Source organism: Halorubrum salinum, from assembly GCF_024494575.1.
Classification (GTDB): Archaea; Halobacteriota; Halobacteria; order Halobacteriales; family Haloferacaceae; genus Halorubrum; species Halorubrum salinum.
The window spans coordinates 24,682-48,124 of record NZ_JANHDO010000003.1; the positions used below are offsets into that span (position 1 = coordinate 24,682).

Sequence of the window (23,443 nt, forward strand, 5' to 3'; positions counted from 1 at the left end):
CAGGTTCAGGCTCATACCAACTGCGGTTTTCGCGAACCCCCGACTCCCGCGGTACGGACGCGACTATCCGTCGATCGCCTCGCTACTGCGTCGATCGCATCGCTACTGCGTCGATCGCATCGCTACTGCGTCGATCGCCCCGCTACTGCGTCACTCGTTCGTACAGCGACCGGTACCGCTCGGCGATCGAATCGAGCGAGAACGCCTCGCTGCGGGCGGCCGCGTTCGACCCCAGCCGCTCGCGGAGGTCGGGGTCGCGGAGCCTGCGGAGGGCGTCGGCGAACGCGTCGATCTCGCCCGCTGCGTCCGCCCCGGCCGCGGAGACCTTCAGGCAGTCCTCGCCGTCGTCGAGCCACTCGAACGTCTCGATGTCGCGGACGACGACGGCCTTCCCGGCGGTCATCGCCTCCAACAGCGCGATCCCCTCGTTCTCCTCGTGGGTGGGGAACAAGAACACGTCGCCCGCGGCGAACGCTCCGCGAACGTCGTCGACGTACCCGGTGAACGTGCAGTTCTCCGGCGACTCCTCTATGAGCCGCGTGGTCTCACGCCCCTTCAACGACAGGTCGAGGGGACCGAACCACGCGAAGTCGATGTCGGGGAGTTCGCGGGCGAGGTCGACGAACGTCTCCAATCCCTTCCGTTTGATCACGTGGCCCACCAGAAACACGGTCGGCGGGTCGAGGTCGTATCGATCGCGGTACTCCGCTTCCAGCGACTCGAACCCGTCGAGCTTCCCCCGGTCGACGCCGTTCGAGATCACGGTCGTCGGCGCGTCGGTGTAGTCGGCGATCACGTTCTCGTTGTACTCGGATGGACAGACGAGCGCGTCCGCGAGTCCGTACGCGCGGCTGAGATACGGTTTGAGCGGCTTCGCGAGCGCGTTGGTAAACCGGAAGCTGTCCCCGAAGTCCTCGGCGGTGACGTGCGTGTGCGCGACCACCGGCACGCCGCGGTCGCGCGCGCGCCTCGCGTACCACAGCGACCGAGGGCCCATCAGGTTGCAGTGGAGCACGTCGACGTCGAGCGTCGGCTCCGTGGTATAGTCGATGCCGACGCGGTCGAGCATCGTCCGCTGGTGGGCGACGGACTCCGCGATGCCGCCCGTGATCCGATCTTCGAACTCGAAGTAGTGGCTGACTCTCATCGCGGCGTCACGGCCGTTCTCGCGGCCGTCGCAGCGGCACGGCCGATCGTGCGGCCGTCCCAGTCACCTCCGGTCACTCGACTTCCAGCCACGGGACCTCCATCAGCGGCGGGATGTGCGTCTCGATGTGGTGCTCCCAGACTCCCTCCTCGCCGAACGCCTCGCCGTGATCGGCCGTCACGACGACGGTGCCGTCGAGCTCCTCGACGAGTTCGGCCACGGATTCGAGCGCGATCCGGAGGTTCTCCTCGTAGAGACGAAGCGCAGTGACGCGGGTGCCATCTTTCACGAGGTCGGCGGGATCGAGCTCCAGCCACAGGCCGGCCTTCTGGGCGAACTCGCTGTCGTCCAGCCGGCTCTCGATCTTCGGGCGGATCGAGTCGCTGAGCGACGAGAGCAGGCCGTCGTCGGAGTCGTCGCCCGCGCCGTCGCCGCTCGCCGCCTCTTCTTCCTGCCGTTTGATCCCCTTCTGGATCTGTTTGAGCTTCTGTCCCTTCCCGCGCGAGAGGTACGGCGCGTGCGGCTGCATGTAGTGGAGGACGGTTCGGTCTGCGGCCTCGACGGCCGCCTGATTGTCGTGAAACGCCTCTGCGAGGCCGTCGGGCGGGACCGTGCCGAGGTCCTCGTCCCAGCCGGTCTTCCAGACGTCGTGGATGTCGCTGATGTGCTCCGAGGCGGTCCACTCGTAGTCACAACTCGCGCCCCACTTCAGTTCGTTCAGCGGGATCCCCAGGTCGTTGATGAAGGGGTTTCCGGAGAAGTAGGCGATGTCGTGGTCGCCCGTGAACGTCCGGTAGGCCCACTCGGGCGTCGACGAGCCGACGCTCCAGCGCTTCTCCAAGTCGCCGTCGAGGTACTCGTCGTACACGTCCTCGAACACGTCGTATCGACACGCGTCGAGGACCAGACAGTAATCCCACTCCGACTCGAGGAACCGCTGGTCTTCCATAGGTCGTGCGCCCGTATCCGGCCGACGGTTGTATTCTTATTGGTACTGATCTCACCCCGATTTTCCGGCCGCGACCAGACGTTTCAAGTCCGACACCATCACAGGATGGTCATGGACCGGAACCCGCGGCGCGGGCTGCTACTCGGGGGACTCGCGGCCCTCGGGATACTCGCGGTGCTCTTCGTCGTCGTGGGAGCCGGCCGCGTCGTCGATCAGCTCGTCGCCGCCGACCGTCGTCTGGTCGTCGCCTCGTTCGGCCTCGCGCTCTGCTGGCTGCTCGCGTGGAGCATCATGCTCCGGACCGTGCTCGGCTCTCTCGACGTCTCGATGTCGGTTTTCACCGCGTTCCTCGTGTACGCCGGCGCGGTGTTCGCCAACAACGTCACGCCGTTCGGACAGGCCGGCGGCGAGCCGGTCGCGGCGGCGCTCATCTCGCGCGTGTCCGGCTCGCGCTACGAGACGGGGTTGGTAGGGATCGCGAGCGTCGACGTGCTCAACGTGGTCCCGTCCATCTCGCTCGTCTTCCTCGGCGTCGGGTACTACGCGACGACGACCGCCGTCGGCGAGCGACTGAGCGTCGCCGTCGCGGTCGCCGTCGGACTCATCACCGCCATCGTCACCGTCATCGGACTCGCGTGGCGGTTCCGCCGACGGGTGGTCGCCCGCCTGCCCGCCGGCGTCGCCGGACTGCTCGGTCGGCTGGACCGGTTCGATCCCGACGCGCTCGAAGCCCGACTCACGGAGCGGCTCCGGAACTTCTTCGAGGACATCGAGCGCGTCGGCACCAGCCCGGGCCGGCTCGCGGCGGCCGTGGGGCTCTCGCTCTCGGGCTGGGTCTTTCAGGCGGCGGCGCTCACGGTCGCGTTCGCGGCGGTCGGCCACCAGGTATCGCCGGCCATTCCGCTCTTCGTCGTTCCCTTGGCGTACGTCGCGGGCGCCACGCCGCTTCCCGGCGGTCTCGGCGGGATCGAAGCCGCGTTCGTCGCGCTGCTCGTCCCCACGACCGGCGTTCCCGCGTCGACGGTCACCGCAGCCGTGCTCGTGTTCCGCGGGGCGGTCTACTGGATGCCCGTCGCTATCGGCGGCGTGTCGGCCTCGGCGCTCGGCGTTCGAGCGATGCGGTAGTCGGGAGCGAAGACGGTCGCCGCGTGACCCGGGCCGCTAGACGTACCCTTCCTCGACGAGCAGTTCGCCGTTCAACAGGGAGGCACCGGCCGCGCCGCGGATCGTGTTGTGCGCGAGACAGTTGTACTTCGCGCCGTCGTCGGTCGTCTGGACCCCGCCGGCGACGATTCCCATCCCGTCGGCGTACGTCCGGTCGAGCCGCGGCTGCGGACGCTCCGGCTCGTCGTCGCCGAACACCTTGATGAGTTGGTCCGGCGAACTCGGTAGGTCCGCGCTCTCGAACGCCTCCATCGCGCCGCGCAGGTCGGCGGCCGACGGGTCCTCCGTGAACTCCGCGAAGACGTTCTCTAAGTGGCCGTCGAGCGTCGGGATCCGGTTACACGAGGCGGCGACGTCGGCGTCGTGGAGGTGCACCGCCGCGCCGTCGAATTCCCCGAGCAGCTTCCGCGATTCCGTCTCCATCTTCTCTTCTTCGCCGCCGATGTGCGGGATGGCGTTGTCGATGATCTCCATCGAGGTGACGCCGGAGTAGCCCGCGCCGGAGACCGCCTGCAGGGTCGAGACGTGCACGCTTTCGAGGCCGAACTCGTCGATCGCCGCGAGCGTCGGGACCATCGTGATGGTCGAGCAGTTCGGGTTCTTCACCAGGGCCCCGTCCCAGCCACGCTCGTCGCGCTGGACCTCGATCAGGTCGAGGTGGTCGGGGTTGATCTCGGGGATAGTGAGCGGGACGTCGTCGGCCATTCGGTCGTTCGAGGAGTTCGACGAGACGACGTACCCCTCCTCTAGGAACGCCGGTTCGACCTCGCTCGCGACGCCCGAGGGGAGCGACGAGAAGAGCAGGTCGACGTCGGCGTCGGCGACGCCGGCCGGGCTCGTCTCCGCGACCTCCATCTCGGCCACGTCGTCCGGAATGGGCGTGTTCACGCGCCACTTCGCGGCTTCGCGGTAGGTCTTGCCCGCGCTCTCCGCGCTCGCGGTGACCGCGGCGAGGTCGAACGTCGGGTGGTCGTCGAGCAACTGGATGAACCGCTGTCCCACAGCACCGGTGGCACCGAGGATACCGACTCGTACAGACATTGCACGGGGGTCAGTCACAGGGACGTAAGTGCGTTCGGATACGCGCCGATTCCGCCCGCTCGCTGAGAGGAATTAAATACGCTCTCACGAGTTATGCGGTATGACCGACTTCGGCGCGCTGTCGATCGCTCCGCCCGTGCTCGCGATCGTATTGGCGATTCTCACGCGAAAGGCCGTGTTGTCGCTGTTTCTCGGCATCTGGTCGGGCGCGGTGATCGTCACCGGCGGGCTCGGGATCGTCCAGACGTTCGAGTGGATCGTCGCCGCGATCTCCGACGAGTTCCAAGCCACCATCCTCGTGTTCACGCTGCTGCTCGGCTCCGGCGTCGCGATGGTGTGGAACCTCGGAGGTACGGCCGCGGTCCGGGAGTGGGCGCTGGCGCGTCTGGACAGCCAGCGGAAGGCCGGACTCGTCGCGTGGGGGCTCGGCGTCGTCCTCTTTTTCGACGACTACGCGAACACCGCCATCGTGGGCTCGGCGATGAAAGACGTCTCAGACCGCCTCCGGATCTCCCGCGAGAAGCTGTCGTACGTCGTCGACTCCACGGCGGCACCGGTGGCCACGCTCGGCATCTCCTCGTGGGTCGCCTTCCAGCTCTCGCTGATCGGGGAGGGGTACGAGTCCGCGGGCGTCGCCGCCGCCAACCGCCCCGGCACCTTCGAGGTGTTCGTCTCCTCGATCCCGTTCAACATGTACGCTATCTTGGCGATCGTGATGGTGCTCGTGATCGTCGGCACGGGTCGCGACTACGGCGAGATGCTGACCGCCGAACACCGCTCGTGGACCGCGGGAAAGGTCACCCGCGACGAGGCGGTGCCGATGCAGGACGTCGCCGGCGAACTCGGCGAGCCGCCGGCGTCGACGCCCCGACTGGTCAACTTCTTCGTCCCCGTCGCGGTCCTCATCGCAGTCACGGTCACAACTGCGCTGTGGTCGGGAGAGTTCTCGCCGGTCGGGTTCGCCGGCGACCTCGCAGTCGGCGAGTTCGGCCCGGCGGGCGGCCGGCTCTGGGACGCGGCGCTTAACGCCTCTTACGAGGTGGCGCTCATGATCGGCTCGTTCGCGATGGTCGCGAGCGGGTTCGCGCTCGGGAAGGCGTACGACGTCTTCGGCGTCGGCGACGCGACGGAGTACACGATCGACGGGTTCGGAATCATGCTCACCGCGGCCGCCATCCTCTCGCTCGCGTGGGGGATCGGCGAGGCGATCGACGCGCTCGGGACGGGCGACTACGTGGCGACGATGGCGGTCGGGTCCGTGTCCCCCGCGCTGTTGCCCGCGCTGGTGTTCGTCGTCGCGGGACTCATCGCCTTCTCGACCGGCACGTCGTGGGGAACGATGGGTATCGTCACCCCCATCGCGATCCCGATCGCGTGGGAGATAAGCGGCGGCGGTGCCGCGGGACACACGCTCGTCGCCGCGATGGTCGGCGTCATCTTCTCCGGGGCGATCTTCGGCGACCACAGCTCACCGATCTCCGATACGACCGTTCTCTCCGCGACGTTCACCGGTGCCGACCTGATCGACCACGTCCGGACGCAGATCTACTACGCCGTCACCGTCGCCGCCGTCGTCGTGCTGCTTCTCGTGATCTGGGGAACCACGCGAGTGACGCCGCTCGCGCTGCTCCCGCTCGGTGCGGTGTTGCTCGTTGGCCTCGTGTACCTTCTCTCGGAGGTCGACGCCGCTCGTCGCGGGATCGACCCGGTGTCGGTCCGCGAGGCCCAAAGCGACGACGGCGACGCGGTGGTCGTCGCCGGAACCGAACAGGAGGACTGAGCCGGATCCGGGACGGGCCAGTTAAGTTCGGCCGGGGCCTACCGTCGTGTGCGCGCCCTCAAGTCCCCGCCCGAGTACTCCCCGATGGGAGCGATGACCGCGCGGAGAACCCAGGCGCGCGACATTATGGTCGCACACGCGACTCGCCCGTCGCCGCGCAGGCGACCGCCCGCCACGAGGGTTTCCCGGTCGACGCGGCACGCCGCCGGAGATGAGACCGGACGTTAGTGTCGCGGGCGACACACTGTTCGTGTCAGTCAGCCGCCGGCGTCGCCTCGGTTGTCCCGCCGTCCTCGGAGGCAGGCGACGCGAGGGTCAACACGGCGGGGAGGATACCGAACGCGGTCGCGAGCGACAGCCCGATCGCCAGCACGGTCGTCACCCCGAAGTTCGCGAGCACGGGGAACCGCGAGGCGACGAGGATCCCGAACCCGAAGATCGTGGTGAAACTCGACCCGATGATCGGTCGGGAGAGCTTGGCGACCGACGTCGCCGCGGCCCCGATCGGCGGCCGCCCGTGCGTCTCCGTCTCGAAGACGAACCGCTCGTAGATGTGGATCCCGTAGGTCACGCCGATCCCGAGCGTGAGCGACGACATCGTGATCGTGAGCGGGTTCCACGGGACCGAGAGCACGTACATCCCTCCGGCGACGAGGAGCGCCGCGCTGCCGGCGACGCTGACGACGATGATCGCGGACACGCGGACCGACCGGAACGCGAACGCGAGGAACACGAACCCGAGCGTGAACGAGATGACCGTCATCGGCGTCAGCCCCGCCGTGACGTTCTCGATCACGTTCCGATTGAGCACCGGCTTCCCGGTGACGCGGACGTCGTTCGCACCCGTCAACGCGAGGTCGGCGTTCCCCTCGAACTCGTCGATGAGCGTCCGGACCTCCTCGCCTTCCACGTCCTCGACGTAGAAGGTCAAGAGCACCCGTGACGGCGTCTGGGCCGGATCGCGGACGCTCATCATCCCCGACCCCGTCTGCCGTGCCAGCGTCTCGTCGAGCCGTCCTTCCGTCTCCGGAATCGAGCCGCCGTTCGCCATTTGGACGGCCAACACCGGACTCTGTACCGCGTTCACCCGGTCGTTCGCCAGCATGAGTCGCTGATACCTGGCCAGTTCGCGGAACGTCTCCGGCGAGTACGCCGTCTCGGAGCTGACGCTGACGTACATCACCTTCGGGCTGTCGACGGTGTCGGACAGCCGGTCCATGTCGTTTTTCGCGTCGAGGTCCTGCGGCCAGAAGTCCATCATCTCCTGATTCGGCTCCACCTGCGGATACGCGTAGGCACCGCCGGTGACCAGAAGGAGCGCGACGAACAGGGTCACGAGCGGTCGCCCGCCGGTGACGACGCTGGTGAACCGCTCCGTCCCGGTCTCCAGCCAGTCGGTCGACGCCGGGGTCGTGTCGGTCGGGTCTCTCTGTGTGTACCCGTCGCCGTCGAATCGGACGAGAAGCGCGGGGAGGAGCGTGACCGACAGCGCCATCGACGCCAACACGGCGGTCGCGCTCGTGATCCCGAACTGTCGGACGGGGGGCACGCTGGACACCAGAAGCGACCCCAGTCCGATCACGGTCGCGCCCATCGCGATGAGCAGCGCGCGACCGGTGGTCCGCGTCGCGACCGCCGCGGCGGTCTCCGGCGAGCACCCGGCCTCGCGCTCCTCGACGTACCGCGAGTGGATCTGCAGTCCGTAGTCGATCCCTAGGCCGAGCGCGATGGGCATGACTCCGAGCATGATCGCGTTGAAGTCGAACCCGAACACGCCCATCGCACCGACCATATACGCCAGCGCGACCATGGCGGTTCCAAGCGGGAGGAATACGTGCCACCCCCGCTCCACCTTCGCGCGCATCACCAGGTAGACCACGGTGAAGATGAGCGCGAACGCCCCGGCGAACAGCGTGATCATCTCGGGCAACATGAGTCCGAACGCGGCGTTCTCGAAGACGGGCTGTCCGGTGATGGTCGTCGTCACACCGGGCGGCAACGGCGCGAGACCGGTCTCCGTTCGCACCCTGTCGTAGATGATGTCGGAGTCCCGCTGCGGGAGGAACGCCCCCCTGTCGAACGTGTCGACGTCGCCGTAGCTCGCGAGGATGATCGTCGTGCCGGGCTCGGGTTCGAGCCGGTCGACCATCGCGGCAGATTCCGGCCCCTGCTGGCGCACCCTGTCGATCGCTCGTTCGACCTCCGCTTCCGTCCGCGGTAGCTCGCCCCCGTTCCCCTGACGGACGACGTCCGCCAGCGAGGTGACCGTGGTCGTCTCGTCGATGTTCTCGGCGTATCGTCTATCGAGCCTGTCGATCGCTCGGATCGTCTCGGGGTCGTGAAGCTCGCCGGACTCGACGATGACGAACACGTTGTTGCCCGTCTCGAAGTCCTCTTTGAGCGTCTCCCAGTCGGTCGCCGTCTGGGAGTCGTCCTCGATATAGAGGGTCATCCCCATGCTCATCTGGATCCCCGCGACCCCGACGCCGACGGCGATGAGCGCCGTCACGAGCACGACGGCGATCGTCTTGACCTGATTTCGCGCGGCGTACCGGCCCGCGTGTTCTAACCCGTCTTGGATCCGCTCTCCGGCGTTCATTTACCCGAGGTACTGGCGCAGTCGGTCGCGCTTGAACACGATCCCGGCTCCGAGAAGCACCGGCACGCCGACCGCCGTCAGGACGAGCGGCGTCGAGGGGCCGCTCGGCTCCGTCACCTCGACCGTGGCCGGCCGGACGTCGGAGACGACCGTCTCGTCGAACGGATTGTCGTACTTGATCGTCGCGTCGAGGGTGTACGCCTTCGGCGTCGCCGCCTCGTCTGCGGTGACCGTGTACGAGACGGTCGCCCGCTCGCCCGGTGATAGCTCGCCGACGTACGCCGTGTCGTCGTCGGTCTCGAACGGCGAGTCGGCGTTGATCCGAACGACCGCGTCCTCGAAGGCGCTCTCGCCCGTGTTCTCGACGGTCATCTCGATCCGCTCCGTCGCGCCCGCTTCGATCCGCGCGGTGTCGACCACGGTGAACTGCCGCTCGGGGCCGACCGAGACGTCCGCGGTCAGCGGGTCGCTGCGGACGGTGTTCCCGTAGTCGTCGTCGTGGGCGACGACTACCGGGAGCGCGTACGACTGCGCGAGCGCGCGGTCGGACACCTCCATCTTGACGCTGGTGGTCGCCGACTCGCCGGGTTCGAGCGTCCCGAGTTGCCCGCCGTTAGACAGCGGCGCGAACGGTCGGTCGGGCTCGGCGAACACGCGTGCGTTCGTCGCGGCCACGTCGCCCGTGTTCGTCACCGTAACGCGCGCCGCCCCGGTCGAATCGACGTAGAGCGAGCGCGATTCGACCGACACGTCGTACTGCGGTCCCTGTGCCACGCCGACGCTCCCGTATCGGACCGCGGACTCGCTCGGCTGTCCGTTCGCATCCTCGTATGCGGCGCGGAACCCGACGGCGTACGACCCGGCGGACTCGACGCCGCGGACGACGGTCTGGAAGGTGGCGTTCCGCGTGTCGCCGGGCGCGACGGTGCCGAGAGCGACCTCGTTGCTCTGCGGTTCGAAGTGCGTCGACCCGACGAGAGAGAGCGTCGCGTCGGACATCGCTTCGCTGCCGGCGTTGCGCACGGTCACCGCCACGTCGCCCTCGGCGTTCTCGTAGAGTCCGTCGCCGCGGACGTCGACGACCGCCAGCCGGCCGTCCGGCTCGACGCGGATCGTGACGCTCGTCTCCTCAGTCCCGGTGTTCCGATTGACGGTGTAGTCGTCCCGGTCGACGAAGATGTCGCGGATGTACGAGAACTCGAGGTCCATCGGCACGGTGTAGGTCCCCGGCTCGGCAGACTCGTCGACTTCGATAGTGAGAGGGACCCGCGTGGCACTGCCGGTTCGCACCGTTCCGACGCTCTGTGTCCCCATCTTCACGTCGAGCGGGAGCCCCTCGTCGTCGTACGTGACGGTCGTCCCGGTTGCGGCCCCGATCTGGACGCCGTGCGCCTGCACGACCCGCGAGACGTCCTCGATCGCCCGATCGGAGTCGGTGACCCCGTCGTGGCGGTTCTGGATCGCGAGCGTCAGCGTCGTGGTCTCACCCGGCGTCACCGTGTTGGTCCCGGCGACGGTCGCGTCGAGTTCCGGCACCGACTCCTCGCTAAACCGCTCCGCGGCCGTCCCCGAGATCCCGATTCCCATCGATCCGACGAGCAGCAACGCGACTCCGACGACCGCTGCCTTCCGCAGCGTCTCACCCAGCCTGTCGTTCATTTTGTGTGCAAATTATACAATACTATCTCATAAGCGTTCGGATCTGACGGCCGGTGACGCACCCTCCAGCGAAGGGGATATCTGGTTCACCATTCGACATCGAGGCATCCCGTTGTGATGACGGACACAGTCTCCGGTTCGCGGAGCCGGTCCCTTGGTAAACGCCGTAAAACACCTCATTCTGCCGTTCAATCGACTCCAGTGCACCTACGTGTCGCCTCGCTGGACCTCTCGATCGCGTCTGTTCTCCGCGATCCGAAGGTGAAGTCCGAACGGACGCCGCCGTCGACGGACGCGATCTGAGCTATCGCTCTGCCGGTCCGGGCTCTCGAAACGATATTGTGGCTATAGCAAAATACTTTCTGCTAGCCGTCCGTCGTCGCACGCCGCCGCCCGGCCTTACCGGGACGCAAACATTTAGACGGCTATCTGGAGTCGGGCCGAGTGATGGGAGCGCTGTCTCGGCCGGGATCGCTTCTGATCCGAACACTGTCTGATATCAGAGAAGACGGACCGGTGTCGATCCTCCTCGTCGTGTCGCTCGGCTGGTTCCTCACCCTCGGCGTTCGGATCGTGTACCCGGCGTTGCTACCGCAGGTGACCGCTGAGTTCGGCGTCAGCAACGCCACGACCGGCGCGTTCGTCGGGCTCCTCTGGACGACGTACGCGCTGTTACAGTTCCCGGGCGGCGCGATCGCGGACGTCGTCGGCGAGCGCCTCGTGCTCACCGGCAGCATCCTCCTCTCTGCCGGTGCGGTCGGCGTGATCGTGCTCTCCTCGACCGTCGAGACGTTCGTGTTGGCGACGGTGCTCCTCGGCCTCGGCACGGGGCTGTTCGGGACGACCCGCCTCACGGTGATCTCGGCGCTTTTCGACCGGATGCGGACGACCGCGATCAGCGTGAACCAGGCCGCCGGCAACGTCGGGAACGTCGTCCTCTCGGCGAGCGCCGGGTTCGTGAGCGTCTACCTCGGCTGGCGGTGGGGCTTCGGCTTCCTCCTGCCCGTACTGTTGGCGTGCGCGATCGGCCTGTGGATCGCCCTGCCCCGGCGGGCGTCGACGGCGACCGGCGACGAGCCCTTCCGAGAGACGATGCGGAAGGTCGCGGCGTCGGTGCGCAGACCGCCGGTGGTGGCCGTCACGGCGCTGCTTTCTCTCAACATGTTCCTGTACCAGAGCGTGACCGGATTCCTGCCGACGTACCTCGTCACGCAGAAGGGTGTCGACCCCGGCTCGGCGGCGACGCTGTACAGCCTGTTCTTCGCGGCCGCGATCGGCGTGCAGTTCCTCTCCGGAATCGTGGCCGACCGGCGCGGAAACCGCGTCGCGATCGTGGTGTTCATCGGCCTCAGCGTCCCCGGATTCGTGCTCTTGACCGTCGTCGAGACGTTCGCGGCGCTGGTCGGAGTCACCGTCCTGTTGAGCTTCCTCCTCGGTGCGATGCCGCCGGTCAACGCGGCCGGTCTCGCGTCGCTCCCACCGGAGATCCAGGGAAGCGGGTTCGGCCTGCTCCGGACCGGGTACATCGCGTTCGGTGCGCTCGGACCGCCGGCGGTCGGCGTCTTGGCGGACGCGGGGCGGTTCGACGCCGCCTTCCTCGCTCTCGGTGTCGTCGCGCTCGCGACCAGTGCGTGGGCCGTCGTCTTCGAGCGCGTCGGTCGCGCTCTCGCCTGATCCGCACGCGTTTAGGGTCGTCACTCCGGCCGCGCTCGCCCGATCACTGCCCGTCTCGGAGGACCAGCGGTCCGATCGCGAGCGTCCGTTTCGCGAGCGTGAGTATCCTGAGCAGGTACGCGACGAACAGCACGAACGGCACCAGCGTGACCGCGAAGGCACCGGCGACCGCGACGGTGACGTGCTCGACTCCCAGCGTACTGCCGGGAACCGTCCCGCTGTCGACGACGGCGAGCATGAGTCCGGCGACGAGAAGCGCCGGCACGGCGGCGTAGAGGATCAGCCGCGACAGGTCGATGAGCGCCCACTGAAAGTACAGCGTCTTGACGTGTTCGCGGGCCGGTCCGAAAAGCGACAGCGACTCCCTGAGGTCCCCGAGCGCGTCGCGCTCCGCCTCCGTGAGGCTATCTCCGTGATCGGCTTCGAGCCGGTCTACTCGGTGTATCTTCCGCCCGTAGTTGAAATCCAGCGCGGCGAACACCACGTCGAACGAGCCGAACCGCGCGCCGTCGAGCTGCTCCCGTACGGTGTCGGCGTTGCCGGCGACCCGCTGACCGAGCTCCGCGAGGTCGTCACCGACCGCGTCGGGGCGTTCGGCCACCGAGACCGAGGTGCGGAGTCGCTCCGATCTGTCCGCTGCGACGCCGAGGATCGCATCGAGGAACTCGGCGGGATCCGTCGGGCTCGGGTTGCCGGTGAGCGCGGCCACGGACTCGCGCACCTCCATCGCGCCGGCCATCCGATCCCTCTGGTCACCGAGCGGGCCGTTCTCTTGGGTCAACACGAGCTGTCCGATCGTGACGACGAGCGTGGTACCCGTGACGATCGCCGTGATCATCGCCGAGAACATCGTCTCTATCACGTCGCTCGACCCGACCTTCTCCGCGAGCGCCGGGGAGAGCGCCGCCGCACCGACGACGAACGCGACGAACAGACCCACGGTCACGACACCGGTGACGAGCAGCCGATTCGCGCGCAACAGGAGCCAGAGTTTCACTCCGCTCTCGTCGGCGCGGTCGCGCATCGTGTCCGCTGTGCCGCCGTCGGACCCCCCGTTCTCTGTCATGTTTCCTATGACGACCGGTGGCGGTCAAAAGACTGCGGTCGGCTCCGAAGGGACGTGGCGTCGTCGTCGGGAGTCGACACCCGAACCGTTATCAGACGCGGCCGTGAGTCGCACCCGTCGAACGATGAACACGGTCTTTCTCGCACACGTCTCCGTATTCGCCGGTTCGGCGCTCGCCTGCGTCGCGGCCCTTCCGCGCGCACAGCGCGTCCGGGACCGAGAGACGCGGGAAGGTCTCGTCGGACTCCTCCTCGCCGTCACGGCGTGGGCCGGCGGGTACGTCGGATACCTCCTCGTGCCCGGCGAGCGGCTGAAGGTCGCGTTCTACATCGCGGGCTTCGTCGCGGCGCTCCTCGCCGTCGGCGCGTGGCTCTACTTCTGTGCCGCGTACACCGGCCGCTCGCCGCGACGGGCACCACACCGGTGGGCCGTGGCCGGCGTGTTCTTCGCGACGAGCGCCCTGAAGGTCACGAACCCGCTCCACAACCTCTATTTCACGGCCGCGTGGACCACCGAGCCGTTCCCTCACCTCGCGATCCGCCACGAGCTTCTCTACTGGGTCGTTCTCGGCGTCTCGTACGCGATCGTCGCGGTCGGGTTCTACATGCTCCTCGAACAGTTCTACTACACCGGCGCCGACAGCCGGCCGCTCGTCGTGCTCGCAGGCATGACCGCCGTTCCGACCGTCGCCACCCTCGTCGGCGGCGAACTCCCGTGGCTGCTCCCCCTGTTGTACGAGCCGCCGGGCGTGGCGCTTTTCGCGCTCGGAACGCTGTTCGTCTACTTCCGTCGCTTCGAGGCGATCCAGTTCGCCGCCGAGAGCGACGACGCGGCCGTGTTCTTGGATCAGGCGGGCCGCATCCGCGACTACAACCGCGCCGCTCGGCTCCTGTTCCCGTCGCTCGAGGGGTCGGTCGGGAAGCCCTTCGACACCGTCCTTCCGCACCTCGCGATCGACCGCGGCGGAGACGACGTGATAGAAGTCGATCTGGGTGGTTCAGACGACCTTCGACGTTTCTACGAGGTCTCGCGGAACGCGTTTACCTCCGGCGGCGCGACGGCCGGCGAGCTACTCACGATCGACGACGTCACCGACAGAGAGCGGTATCGGCTTCGGCTCGAAGAGCGCACCGAGCAGCTCGAAGCGCTGAACCGCGTGGTCAGACACGACATCCGCAACGACATGGCCGTGATACGCGGCTGGTCGGAGACCCTCCGCGATCACGTCGACGACGAAGGGCGGGACGCGCTCGACCGCGTGTTGCGAAAGTCCGATCACGTCATCGAACTCACCGAGACCGCACGGGACTTCGTCGATTCGCTCACGGGCGACGCGCTCCCCGAGATCAAACCGGTCGACCTGCGGGAGCTGATCGAAGACGAGGTCCAGGCGGCCCGGGACTCGTACCCCGACGCCGAGTTTCGGCTGCGCGACGACTCGTCGCAGGTCACGGTCCGGGCGAACGAGATGCTGTCGTCGGTGTTCCGCAACCTCTTGAACAACGCCGTACAGCACAACGACAGCGACACGCCGCGAGTGACGGTCGCGTGCGAGACGGACGACGCCGGCGTCCGCGTCCGCGTCGCGGACAACGGTCCGGGGGTCCCGGACGAGTCGAAGACCGCGATATTCGGAAAAGGCGAGCGGGGGATAGACAGCGCCGGGTCCGGGGTCGGCCTGTACCTCGTCTACGTGCTCGCGGATCAGTTCGGCGGCGACGTGTGGGTCGAAGACAACGACCCCCGCGGAGCGGTGTTCGTCGTCGAACTCCCGCTCGCGGAGACGACGCGGGACGGCCCGCGAACCTCGGAGGACGCTCGCCCGGACGAGGCGTCGTCGAGTCAGTAGCGATCGGTTCTCACGGCCGTAGCGCGATCCCCGACCGACACACCGCCGCCTCAACCGCCCCGCGTCCGCGCCAATCGGCGGCGTTCGGCACAACCGTTATTGGTCCGGCGTCGTGAATGCGACTCAGAATGCGGCTCTCGACGATGCTTATCGCCGTCGGCGTGCTCGTGTTCGTCCTCCCACTGCCGGGAACGTTCGTCCTCGGTGGGCTTCTCACGCTCATCGGGATCGCCGCCCGGTTGCTCGGTGCGTGATATCGCCCCCGGCTGACTCGCAGCGTTTCCGTTCTCCGTTTTTTCACTCCGCTCCGTAGGAGGCCCGAATGCGAGGATCGAACCCGAGCGAGACTCGCTGCGCTCGTCTCGAGTGTCACTCTCGTCTCCCGTCTCTCTTCGTCACTACGTTCCTCAGAAGGTCCGGGTGCGAGAATCGAACCCGCGTCTCAGCCTCCACAAGGCTGAAGGATAGTCCACTACCCTAACCCGGACACGCACTCGCACGTACCCCGTTTCGACTGATAACCGTTACGACTCGCGGCAGTCCGTGCCATCGGTTCGCTCAGGCTGTGCGGCAAGAGAGCGTCTCTCGGTCGCGCGCTCGTGAGATCCCCGACCGCACCGCTTTTGCCGCGCCACGGCGTAGGCTCGTGTGACTCGTGGCGTTTACCGACAAGATATACGTGAAGAATCACCGGCAGCTCGCCTCGCAGCTGGAGACGAGCATCCCGAAGGGCGCGTTCGCGGGCGCGACGCTCGACATCCTCTATAGCGGCGACGGCCTCTCGAAGCTCGACTCGACGACGCGAGACCGCATCCTCGATTTCGCCGAGGACTTCCTCGATTGCGACTGCGACGCCAACCCGTACTGCGGCTGCCCCGAAGAGAAGTTCATGCGGTACGTGCTCGAACTCCGCGCCGAGGGACTCGGTCCGCAGGCGATCGTCGACGTGATGACCGACGACTACATGGTGTACGCGTACACCGGCGACGTGCTCTCGTTTCTCGATGACTCGGTTCGCAACTTGGAGGCGATAGAGACCCTCGCCGACGTCGAGGGCAACGAAGAGATGTCCGAGCGGGCACGGCGCGCGAAACGGGAGCTGTCGGGCTGAACTCACCGCGGCTGACCGTGTCGGTTCGGTCCTTTTCCGGAACTCGCTCGCCTCACGTCACGCATAAAACCGGTCTGTCTTCTGTTCCCGGCGACGCGGATCGGTCGAACGGTCTAAGTACGCGCGAGCCGGAGTACGGACAATGAGTCTTCGGCCCGCGTGGCTCTCGTTCAGGCGATACGCGGCGGCGACGACGGGAATGACCCTCGTGTTGTTCTCGCTCGGGGTTTACACCGCGGCGACGGGGTCCGGACTGGCGTGTCAGGCCCAGTGGCCGCTCTGTTCCGACCAGCTCATCCCCACCCTCACGATCAACCCCGACTTCATCGAGTGGTTCCACCGCGTGTGGGCGATGGTGACCGGGTTCCTCATCGTCGGCGTCGCCGGCTGGACGTGGCTCGGTTCCTTCGACCGCCGAACGAAACTGGCCGCGACCCTCGCGGTGGCGATTCTCCCGCTACAGATCACGGTCGGTGCTATCACCGTCACCGTCGGCGGGCTCGTTCCCGGCGGCTACACCGTCTCGACGCACGCCGCGCACCTCACGGTCGCTCTCTGTATCTTCACCCTGCTCGCGCTGGCGACGATCTGGGGAGGCGGTCGCGGCGGACCGCGACTCCTTCGGATAGCCACCACCATCGCCGTCGCCGGCATCGTCGCCAGCGCGGTGTTCTCGCGGGCGGTCCCCTTCGTCACCTACTCGCCGGGCGCGCAGGCGGGATTTTACATCACCGGGCTCGCCGGACACCTCGGGCTGGTCGCGACGATCGCGTACACGACCGAGGCGGTCCGCGGCGGGTACGCCGGGATCGACCGCTCGACGGCCCGGGCCGTACGCGCGTTCGCCGCGGGGTCGATGGCCGCGCTCGTCGGGACGCTGCTCCTCGGTCGCGATCTCGTGTTGTACACCCGCGTCTGGCAGCAGATCAACCTCGTCGCGCTCGGCCTCGCGCTCGTGTGTGCCGTCGGCGCAGCGTGGGTGGTCCGCGGTGCAGACGGCACGGAGCGGCGGGCGACACCGGTCGGCGGCGACTGACCGCCTGCAGCCGTTTCGACCGACCGATGGCCACCGACTGATCGCTACGGCCCCACCGAGACTGTGGGGATCGATCGATGAAAACGCCCGTTGACGGCCGCACGTCCGGTTCGAGGAGGAAAGGTTGAAATCAGTCCCGGCACTTCCTCTCGGTATGTCATACCGCACGGAAACCGACGTGAGCCGTCGGACGTACCTGAAACTCACCGGTGGCGCGGGCGCCGTCGGGCTGACCGGCGTCGCCGGCTGTCTCGGCGAGAACACCACGACGATCACGCCCGGTACCGCTCCCGGGTTCCCGCCGTTCGAGATGCGCGAAGACGGCGAACTGATCGGATTCGACATCGACCTGCTTGAGGCCGTCGTCGCCGAGACCGACTACGAGCTCGGCGAGTGGGCGACCTTCGAGTTCGACTCGCTCATCCCCGCGCTCACGCAAAACGAGGAGATAGACGTGATCGCCGCCGCGATGACGATCACCGAGGACCGGCAGGAGACGATCGCCTTTTCCGACCCGTACTGGGAGTCGGATCAGGCGATCCTCGTGCGCGAGGGCGGCGACTTCCAGCCGGGTGCGTGGGCTGACTTCGAGGGCGTCCGCGTCGGTGCACAGTCGGGGACGACCGGCGCAGATCAGGTCCAGTCGAACCTCGTCGATCCCGGTATCATCGCCGACGAGGACTACTCCACGTACGACAGCTACGTGTTCGCAGTCGAGGACCTCGTGAACGAGAACGTCGACGCGGTCGTCGTCGACAACCCCGTCGCAGAGACGTTCGCGGCCAACCGCGACGTGACCATCGCCTTCGTCGAAGAGACCGGCGAACAGTTCGGCTTCGGACTCCGGCAGGGCGAATCGGAGTTCCAGTCCGCGCTCAACGACGGGCTCGCGACGGTCCGCGACGACGGGACGTACCAAGAGATAACCAACACCTGGTTCGGTCAGGAATAGGATGTCCGCCTTGGGGACGCTCGCGCCCGCCGCGGTCGACAGCCTCGGTGCTCTCGCGTCGGGAGGCGCTCCGTCGGTCGCGGCGTCCGACGTTGCCGCCGTCGCGTCCGGACTCGTCGTCGGGACCGCAGACTGGTGGTTCATCGGCGAGCCCGCGGACTGGTGGTTCGTCCTCGACAACGCCGACTACCTCGGCGTCGGCGTCCTGTTGACGATAGGGCTCACGGTCGCGTCGATCCTGTTCGGGTTCGCCCTCGGCTTCCCCGCGGGCGCGGTCGAGGTGTACGGCGACGGGCTTCTCAAGCGAGCCGTCGGCACCGTCGGGGTCGTCCTCCGCGGGACCCCTATCGTCGTCATCCTGATCGTGATGTACTTCGTCGTCGGCGTCCCGCAGATCAACTTCGGCGTCGCCTCGCTGTCACCGCCGGTCGTCGCCGGCATCTTAGGGCTCGGACTGCGAAGCGCCGCCTACCAGTCACAGATCTTCCGAGCGACGCTCGCGAGCGTCGACGACGGTCAACTCGAGGCGGGTCGCTCTGTCGGCCTCTCGCGGTTCGAAGCGATCCGCTACGTCGTCGTCCCGCAGGCGCTTCGGCGGTCGATCCCGGGCTTTCAAAACGAGTTCACGATCGTGTTGAAGGACACGAGCATCGTCTTCGCGATCGGGCTCGCGGAGCTACTGACTCGGGGGTACGACCTGTTCTCGGAGCGAACGACTGCAGTGCTCGAAGTCATCCTGTTCATCAGTGCAATCTACTTCGTCCTCACGTTCACGACGAACCGCGCGCTCGATTACCTCGGCACTCGCTACGCGATCCCGGAGGGTGAGTCGACGTGAGTGACTCCGACGACGGGTTCCTCCGCGTGTCCGACGTCTCGAAGTGGTACGGCGACGAGCAGGTGCTCCACGACGTGTCCTTCGAAATGAGTCGCGGTGACGTGACCGTTCTCATCGGTCCGTCCGGCTCCGGGAAGTCGACGATGCTTCGCTGTGTCAACCGGCTCGCCGAGGCCCAAGAGGGATCGATCCTCCTCGACGGCGAGGAGGTGCTGTCGCCCGACCTCGACGTCGACGACCTCCGACGCGAAGTCGGGATGGTGTTTCAGGGGTTCAACCTGTTCGCGCATCTGTCCGCGGTCGGCAACGTCGCGCTCGGCCCGCGGCGCGTGCTCGGGCTCTCCGAACGCGAGGCACGCGAGCGCGCGGAGGCGCAACTGGAACGCGTCGGACTCGGGGATCAACTCGATTCGTACCCGGCGGAGCTGTCCGGCGGACAACAACAGCGCGTGGGGATCGCCCGCGCGCTGGCGATGGAACCGAAACTGATGCTCTTCGACGAGCCGACGAGCGCCCTCGACCCCGAACTCATCGGCGAGGTGCTAGAGGTGATGCACGGGCTCGTCGACGAGGGAATGACGATGCTCGTCGTCACCCACGAGATGAGCTTCGCCCGCGAGGTCGCAGACGAGATCGTGTTTCTCGACGACGGCCGCGTGGTCGAACGCGGACCCCCGGACCAGCTGTTCGAACGGCCCGAAAAAGAGCGGACCGGCCGCTTCCTCGAACGGATCGCGAGTCACGACTGATGGCGGGCGCGACGAGACCCACGACGGTTCGAGAGCGCGTGAGCGACGCGGACGTCTCGGCCGGTCGGCTCCTCCTCGTCGCGGCCGGCGTGCTGTTCTGGGGCTGGCTCCTCGTCAGCTGGGTCAACCGGTGGCTGGGCGGCGTCGTCGTCCCCGTCGGCGATCCGCTCGTCGCGCCGGGGCTCGTCGAGGGGGCACTCGCCTCGCTCCCAGCGCTCGCGACGTACGCGAGCGACGCCGCCTTCGTCGTCCAACTCACGCCGAACCTCGCGCAGGGCACGTGGCTCACGGTCGTCATCACCGGCGTGAGCCTCGTCGTCGGTTTCTTCCTCGCCGTCCCCCTGGCGGTGGCCCGCGTGTACGGTCGGTTCTCGGCGTGGCTCTCGCTCGCGTACACGGAGCTACTGCGTGGCACGCCGCTTCTCGCCCAGCTGTTCGTGCTGTACTACGGACTGAACCTCGGTCGATACGTTCCCGGCGCGCTCTCGGGCGTGTTCCCGCGCGACGTCGTCTGGGTCGCCATCCTCGGGTTCACTCTCAACGGGGCCGCGTATCAGGCGGAGTACATCCGCGGCGCGGTCGAGAGCGTCGACGAGGGACAGATCACCGCGGGACGGGCGATCGGCCTCTCGAAGGTTGAGTCCATCTATCACGTCGTGCTCCCGCAGGCGCTGCGGTACGCCATCCCTTCCTGGACGAACGAGTTCGTCTACCTGATCAAGTACTCGTCGCTCGCGGCGTTCATCACGGTCCCGGAGCTCTACTACCGTGCCGACCAGGTCGCCTCCGAGACGTTTCGGTACACGCTCATCTTCGTCGTGACCGGCGCGATGTATCTCGCCCTCGTGATCACGGCCTCGAAACTGATGGAGCGCGTCGACGACCGCGTCGCGATCCCCGGACTCGGGGCCGCTCGGGAGCGGTGACTCCTCTCGCCATCGTGTTATTCGAGAAAGATTTAATATCCTACATTGAGCGTTGCGATCGTGTGCCACTCGATGGAGCGGCGACCCGGGATCGCGTATCGCCGCCCCGACGGCGATCCGGACCGGTTCGTCGTCGAGAGCGTCGGCGAGTCGGGGCTCGACCCTGCGGTGCTCCCGCAGACCGGGTGGTCGGAGGCAGTTGCAGACGCGGACGCCGACCGATTTCACGCCGCTCTCGGTGAGGAACGGGTCGACGTCGCCTACCGTCTCGAGGTCGACGACGCGGAGACGTGGGTTCACGAGCGCGCTGCCCGCGACGGGCGTGGCAACCTCGTCGGCTACCTCTTCACCGCCGGCGACCGCGTCGAGCGCAACCGGCAGCTCGAACGACAGCGTGAGCGCCTCGAAGAGTTCGCGAGCGTCGTCTCACACGACCTTCGCAACCCCCTCTCCGTCGCGGTCGGCAACGTCGAACTGGCGATGGAGTTCGAGGGAGACGCCAGTACGGACCGACTCGACCGCGCGCTCGACGCGCTCGATTGGATGGACGACCTCATCTCCGATCTGCTCGCTCTCGCCCGCGAGGGGCGGTCCGTCGAGGGGACCACGCCGGAAGACCTCACCGCCGTCGTCGAAGAGGCGTGGCGGACCGTCGCCCCCGGCGCGGACGCGAGGCTCGTCGTCACGGGCCCGCTGCCGCGCATCGAATGCGACAGACGCCGCCTCCGGCAGGCGCTAGAGAACCTCTTTCATAACGCGCTCGAACACGGCACCGACGCCGATGTGGCCGGCGACGACTTCGCCGACCCCGAGGGACGCGACACGTTCGACGACCGATCCGTCCCGCCCGGCACGTTCACCGACGCGGCCGACGGCGACGTCGTCTCTGACGCACGGGAGGACTCGTCCGTGCGTGCGGGTGCGGACGACCCGGCGGTTCAGGTGTTCGTCGGCCGACTCGACGGCGGATTCTACGTCGCGGACGACGGAGACGGGATCGATCCCGCAGACCGCGACTCCGTGTTCGAACCGGGGCATACGACCGCCGAGGGGGGGACGGGCTTCGGGCTCGCTATCGTCGACAGAATCGCACAAGCCCACGGCTGGGAGGTCACGCTCACAGAGAGCCGGACGGGCGGGGCGCGCTTCGAGTTCGACGGCGTCAGCGTGCTCGGCGCGGATCCGCCTCTCGACGCGGGCGACACCGGGAGCGACGACGCGACCTGATCGACGCGGTCACAGAAAGTCGCCGAGCCCCGCCTGTCCGTCGTCGTCTTCGGCGTCGCTCGCGTTACCGTCGGCGTCGACCGTGTCGGTTCCGTCCTCGCGTCCCGTCTCGCCCCGGCCGTCACCGGTATCTGCGTCTCCGGCGTCACCGTCCACGGTCTCGTCACCGCGTTCACCGACGGGAGAGACGGAGTCGGTGCTCGCGGCGAACGCGCCCCCCGCGTTGTCTTCCAGTCGGTCGTCACGAAGCGACTGTGCGTCCTCGACTATCGACTCCACCTTGTTCGTCGACTCGCCGGAGCCGGTGACGAAGGCGACGCCCGTCTCGTCGAGGTCGTACGCGGCCGCCATCGCGACGGTCAGCTCTCGGGGCTTGCAGTGGTGCGTGATCGACTGTAAGAACGGGAGCACCTCTCTGCGGGCGGTGGCGACGCTGCAGCCGCTCGCTGCCGCGATCCGCCCCACCACCTCGTCGGCCGTCGCGTCCGAGGAACTCCAGAACTGCGGGCGGCCGTACCGCGTCCATCCGCCTTTGGTCTCGTCGCGCGCGGCGGCGACGCCCGCGGCCGCGTTGTCGGTCGCGTACCGCCAGTACGAGTAGTTCTGTGTGGCGCGCACGCGCCCGAGCCACACGTCGGCGTTCGCGAGGAAGTCGTACGCCCGAACCGCCTCGCGGGCGTCGTACACGTCGAGGACGTTGTTCTCGATCCACTTCGTGAGATCGTCGGGCGTCTCGTCGACGGCGTACGCCGACTGGAGCGCCTCCTCGGCGGACTCCTCTTTGAGCACCGCATCGAGGAACGGGAAGAGTCCGAGCGCCTTGTCGCGGTCCCCGGTCACCACGTCGTCGACGGTGATCGCGTCGCGCCCCTCGGCCGCCGCCTGCAGGTCGTTGACCGCGCCGCGGAGGTCACCGCGATTCCGCTCGGCGATCTCCGAGAGCGCGTCGGACTCGAACTCGATCGCCTCCTTCCGACAGATATCTCGGAGCACGGGAACGATAGACCGAGCGGAGACGTCGCGGAACTCGATCTCTTGGGTGGCGTTGCGGAGCCCGCGAGACATGTCGTAGTAGTCGTTGGCGATGAGGACGATCGGCTGGCCGGACTCTTTCACCAGCTCCGTGATCGCGCTCGCGCCGCCGCGGTCGTAGTTGCCGTGGATGTTGTCCGCCTCGTCCAAAACGACGAGCTGGCGCGAGGCCGTGTCGCCCCCGGCTGCGCCGCCGCCGGCCGCGCTCCCGCCGAGGGTCGCGTTGCGGGCGGCCCGCCCCGCGAACCGTTCGATGATGTCGGCGGTGCGCTGGTCCGAGGCGTTCAGCTCGACCGTCTCCCAGCCCATGTCGTTCGCGAGCGCGTGCGCCGCGCTCGTCTTGCCGACGCCGGGGCTCCCGTGGAGCACGACCGCCTCCCGGTGGTCGTCCCACGAGCGCGCCCACTCCTCGAACGCGTCGCGAGCCTTGTCGTTGCCGCGGACCTCGGAGAGCGTGCGCGGGCGATACGTTTCGGTCCAGTCGGCCATCACCGGCGGTACGCGAGTGCGGCGTTTAGTGGTTCCGGAGCGGTCTGCCCGGCCGTCTATACCGGTAGTCCGCCGTCTGCGGCGTTTCGTCGCGTCGGGGCACACCTCCGCGCGAACGCGAGAACGTCCGGTCGTCCTCGTCGTCCGGGCCGTCG

Annotated in this window: 19 protein-coding genes and 1 tRNA gene; 12 read left to right on the forward strand and 8 right to left on the reverse strand. The window is 67.6% G+C overall.

All coding sequences use genetic code 11. The features are described 5' to 3' along the window. Positions 1 to 142 precede the first annotated feature (142 nt). Together NO930_RS08735 and NO930_RS08740 are read right to left on the reverse strand one after the other, a co-directional pair. Positions 143 to 1,147: a glycosyltransferase family 4 protein gene (locus NO930_RS08735; RefSeq protein WP_137784312.1), complete on the reverse strand. Its 1,005-nt coding sequence runs from the start codon at positions 1,145 to 1,147 to the stop codon at positions 143 to 145. A gap of 73 nt (positions 1,148 to 1,220) precedes the next feature. After that, complete coding sequence (locus NO930_RS08740) at positions 1,221 to 2,096, reverse strand: hypothetical protein (RefSeq protein ID WP_256403176.1); 876 nt, start codon at positions 2,094 to 2,096, stop codon at positions 1,221 to 1,223. Positions 2,097 to 2,207: 111 nt separating this feature from the next. Here NO930_RS08740 and NO930_RS08745 point away from each other — a divergent pair, with 111 nt between their 5' ends. Further along, a complete protein-coding gene (locus NO930_RS08745; protein WP_256403177.1) occupies positions 2,208 to 3,221 on the forward strand; it encodes a lysylphosphatidylglycerol synthase transmembrane domain-containing protein in 1,014 nt (337 codons plus the stop codon). Between the two features lie 36 nt (positions 3,222 to 3,257). Here the strand turns inward: NO930_RS08745 and asd are convergent, their stop codons facing one another. Further along, positions 3,258 to 4,301 carry an aspartate-semialdehyde dehydrogenase gene (gene asd, locus NO930_RS08750; protein WP_137784684.1) on the reverse strand — a complete coding sequence of 348 codons (1,044 nt, stop codon included), beginning with the start codon at positions 4,299 to 4,301 and terminating at the stop codon, positions 3,258 to 3,260. A gap of 100 nt (positions 4,302 to 4,401) precedes the next feature. Between asd and NO930_RS08755 the strand changes: the two genes are divergently transcribed. Beyond that, complete coding sequence (locus NO930_RS08755) at positions 4,402 to 6,081, forward strand: Na+/H+ antiporter NhaC family protein (RefSeq protein WP_256403178.1); 1,680 nt, start codon at positions 4,402 to 4,404, stop codon at positions 6,079 to 6,081. Between the two features lie 253 nt (positions 6,082 to 6,334). Here the strand turns inward: NO930_RS08755 and NO930_RS08760 are convergent, their stop codons facing one another. Together NO930_RS08760 and NO930_RS08765 are read right to left on the reverse strand one after the other, a co-directional pair. Then, positions 6,335 to 8,680: an efflux RND transporter permease subunit gene (locus NO930_RS08760; RefSeq protein ID WP_256403179.1), complete on the reverse strand. Its 2,346-nt coding sequence runs from the start codon at positions 8,678 to 8,680 to the stop codon at positions 6,335 to 6,337. Then, entirely contained in the window at positions 8,681 to 10,339 is a 1,659-nt protein-coding gene (locus tag NO930_RS08765) for a COG1361 S-layer family protein (protein ID WP_256403180.1), read from the reverse strand. It lies immediately after the preceding gene. A 447-nt stretch (positions 10,340 to 10,786) separates the two neighbouring features. Here NO930_RS08765 and NO930_RS08770 point away from each other — a divergent pair, with 447 nt between their 5' ends. Then, complete coding sequence (locus NO930_RS08770) at positions 10,787 to 12,013, forward strand: MFS transporter (RefSeq protein ID WP_256403181.1); 1,227 nt, start codon at positions 10,787 to 10,789, stop codon at positions 12,011 to 12,013. Positions 12,014 to 12,056: 43 nt separating this feature from the next. On the opposite strand, the gene NO930_RS08775 is transcribed toward NO930_RS08770, so the two are convergent. After that, a complete protein-coding gene (locus NO930_RS08775) occupies positions 12,057 to 13,079 on the reverse strand; it encodes a DUF7972 family membrane protein (RefSeq protein ID WP_137784442.1) in 1,023 nt (340 codons plus the stop codon). 124 nt (positions 13,080 to 13,203) lie between these two features. Here NO930_RS08775 and NO930_RS08780 point away from each other — a divergent pair, with 124 nt between their 5' ends. Continuing rightward, entirely contained in the window at positions 13,204 to 14,928 is a 1,725-nt protein-coding gene (locus tag NO930_RS08780) for a sensor histidine kinase (RefSeq protein WP_256403182.1), read from the forward strand. A gap of 116 nt (positions 14,929 to 15,044) precedes the next feature. Next, complete coding sequence (locus NO930_RS08785; protein WP_256403183.1) at positions 15,045 to 15,182, forward strand: hypothetical protein; 138 nt, start codon at positions 15,045 to 15,047, stop codon at positions 15,180 to 15,182. Between the two features lie 160 nt (positions 15,183 to 15,342). Here NO930_RS08785 and NO930_RS08790 read toward each other — a convergent pair. Further along, a tRNA-His gene (locus NO930_RS08790) sits at positions 15,343 to 15,415 on the reverse strand. Positions 15,416 to 15,583: 168 nt separating this feature from the next. Here NO930_RS08790 and NO930_RS08795 point away from each other — a divergent pair. The 7 genes from NO930_RS08795 (at position 15,584) to NO930_RS08825 (ending at position 21,767) form a co-directional block, all read left to right on the forward strand. Next, positions 15,584 to 16,039 carry a DUF5814 domain-containing protein gene (locus NO930_RS08795; RefSeq protein WP_049982009.1) on the forward strand — a complete coding sequence of 152 codons (456 nt, stop codon included), beginning with the start codon at positions 15,584 to 15,586 and terminating at the stop codon, positions 16,037 to 16,039. Positions 16,040 to 16,238: 199 nt separating this feature from the next. Then, on the forward strand, positions 16,239 to 17,075 hold the full coding sequence (locus NO930_RS08800) for a COX15/CtaA family protein (protein ID WP_137783908.1): 837 nt from the start codon (positions 16,239 to 16,241) through the stop codon (positions 17,073 to 17,075). Between the two features lie 154 nt (positions 17,076 to 17,229). Next, a complete protein-coding gene (locus NO930_RS08805; RefSeq protein ID WP_256403185.1) occupies positions 17,230 to 18,027 on the forward strand; it encodes a basic amino acid ABC transporter substrate-binding protein in 798 nt (265 codons plus the stop codon). Position 18,028: 1 nt separating this feature from the next. Beyond that, a complete protein-coding gene (locus NO930_RS08810) occupies positions 18,029 to 18,865 on the forward strand; it encodes an amino acid ABC transporter permease (protein WP_256403186.1) in 837 nt (278 codons plus the stop codon). Continuing rightward, positions 18,862 to 19,614, forward strand: a complete 753-nt coding sequence (locus NO930_RS08815) for an amino acid ABC transporter ATP-binding protein (protein ID WP_256403187.1) — start codon at positions 18,862 to 18,864, stop codon at positions 19,612 to 19,614. Before NO930_RS08810 ends, NO930_RS08815 begins: the two co-directional genes overlap by 4 nt. After that, complete coding sequence (locus NO930_RS08820; protein WP_256403188.1) at positions 19,614 to 20,540, forward strand: amino acid ABC transporter permease; 927 nt, start codon at positions 19,614 to 19,616, stop codon at positions 20,538 to 20,540. Before NO930_RS08815 ends, NO930_RS08820 begins: the two co-directional genes overlap by 1 nt. Positions 20,541 to 20,612: 72 nt before the next feature. Next, positions 20,613 to 21,767: a sensor histidine kinase gene (locus tag NO930_RS08825; RefSeq protein ID WP_256403189.1), complete on the forward strand. Its 1,155-nt coding sequence runs from the start codon at positions 20,613 to 20,615 to the stop codon at positions 21,765 to 21,767. A 9-nt stretch (positions 21,768 to 21,776) separates the two neighbouring features. Here NO930_RS08825 and NO930_RS08830 read toward each other — a convergent pair whose 3' ends face one another. Then, the gene (locus NO930_RS08830; protein ID WP_256403190.1) at positions 21,777 to 23,288 is read right to left on the reverse strand and encodes a replication factor C large subunit; all 1,512 of its coding nucleotides are present in this window, start codon (positions 23,286 to 23,288) and stop codon (positions 21,777 to 21,779) included. Between the last annotated feature and the right edge of the window lie 155 nt (positions 23,289 to 23,443).

Coding starts and splice junctions, on each gene's coding strand:
- NO930_RS08735 (WP_137784312.1), bottom strand. CDS start 1,147: ATGAGAGTCAGCCACTACTTCGAGTTCGAAGATCGGATCACGGGCGGC.
- NO930_RS08740 (WP_256403176.1), bottom strand. CDS start 2,096: ATGGAAGACCAGCGGTTCCTCGAGTCGGAGTGGGATTACTGTCTGGTC.
- NO930_RS08745 (WP_256403177.1), top strand. CDS start 2,208: ATGGACCGGAACCCGCGGCGCGGGCTGCTACTCGGGGGACTCGCGGCC.
- asd (WP_137784684.1), bottom strand. CDS start 4,301: ATGTCTGTACGAGTCGGTATCCTCGGTGCCACCGGTGCTGTGGGACAG.
- NO930_RS08755 (WP_256403178.1), top strand. CDS start 4,402: ATGACCGACTTCGGCGCGCTGTCGATCGCTCCGCCCGTGCTCGCGATC.
- NO930_RS08760 (WP_256403179.1), bottom strand. CDS start 8,680: ATGAACGCCGGAGAGCGGATCCAAGACGGGTTAGAACACGCGGGCCGG.
- NO930_RS08765 (WP_256403180.1), bottom strand. CDS start 10,339: ATGAACGACAGGCTGGGTGAGACGCTGCGGAAGGCAGCGGTCGTCGGA.
- NO930_RS08770 (WP_256403181.1), top strand. CDS start 10,787: ATGGGAGCGCTGTCTCGGCCGGGATCGCTTCTGATCCGAACACTGTCT.
- NO930_RS08775 (WP_137784442.1), bottom strand. CDS start 13,079: ATGACAGAGAACGGGGGGTCCGACGGCGGCACAGCGGACACGATGCGC.
- NO930_RS08780 (WP_256403182.1), top strand. CDS start 13,204: ATGAACACGGTCTTTCTCGCACACGTCTCCGTATTCGCCGGTTCGGCG.
- NO930_RS08785 (WP_256403183.1), top strand. CDS start 15,045: ATGCGACTCAGAATGCGGCTCTCGACGATGCTTATCGCCGTCGGCGTG.
- NO930_RS08800 (WP_137783908.1), top strand. CDS start 16,239: ATGACCCTCGTGTTGTTCTCGCTCGGGGTTTACACCGCGGCGACGGGG.
- NO930_RS08805 (WP_256403185.1), top strand. CDS start 17,230: ATGTCATACCGCACGGAAACCGACGTGAGCCGTCGGACGTACCTGAAA.
- NO930_RS08810 (WP_256403186.1), top strand. CDS start 18,029: ATGTCCGCCTTGGGGACGCTCGCGCCCGCCGCGGTCGACAGCCTCGGT.
- NO930_RS08820 (WP_256403188.1), top strand. CDS start 19,614: ATGGCGGGCGCGACGAGACCCACGACGGTTCGAGAGCGCGTGAGCGAC.
- NO930_RS08825 (WP_256403189.1), top strand. CDS start 20,613: ATGGAGCGGCGACCCGGGATCGCGTATCGCCGCCCCGACGGCGATCCG.
- NO930_RS08830 (WP_256403190.1), bottom strand. CDS start 23,288: ATGGCCGACTGGACCGAAACGTATCGCCCGCGCACGCTCTCCGAGGTC.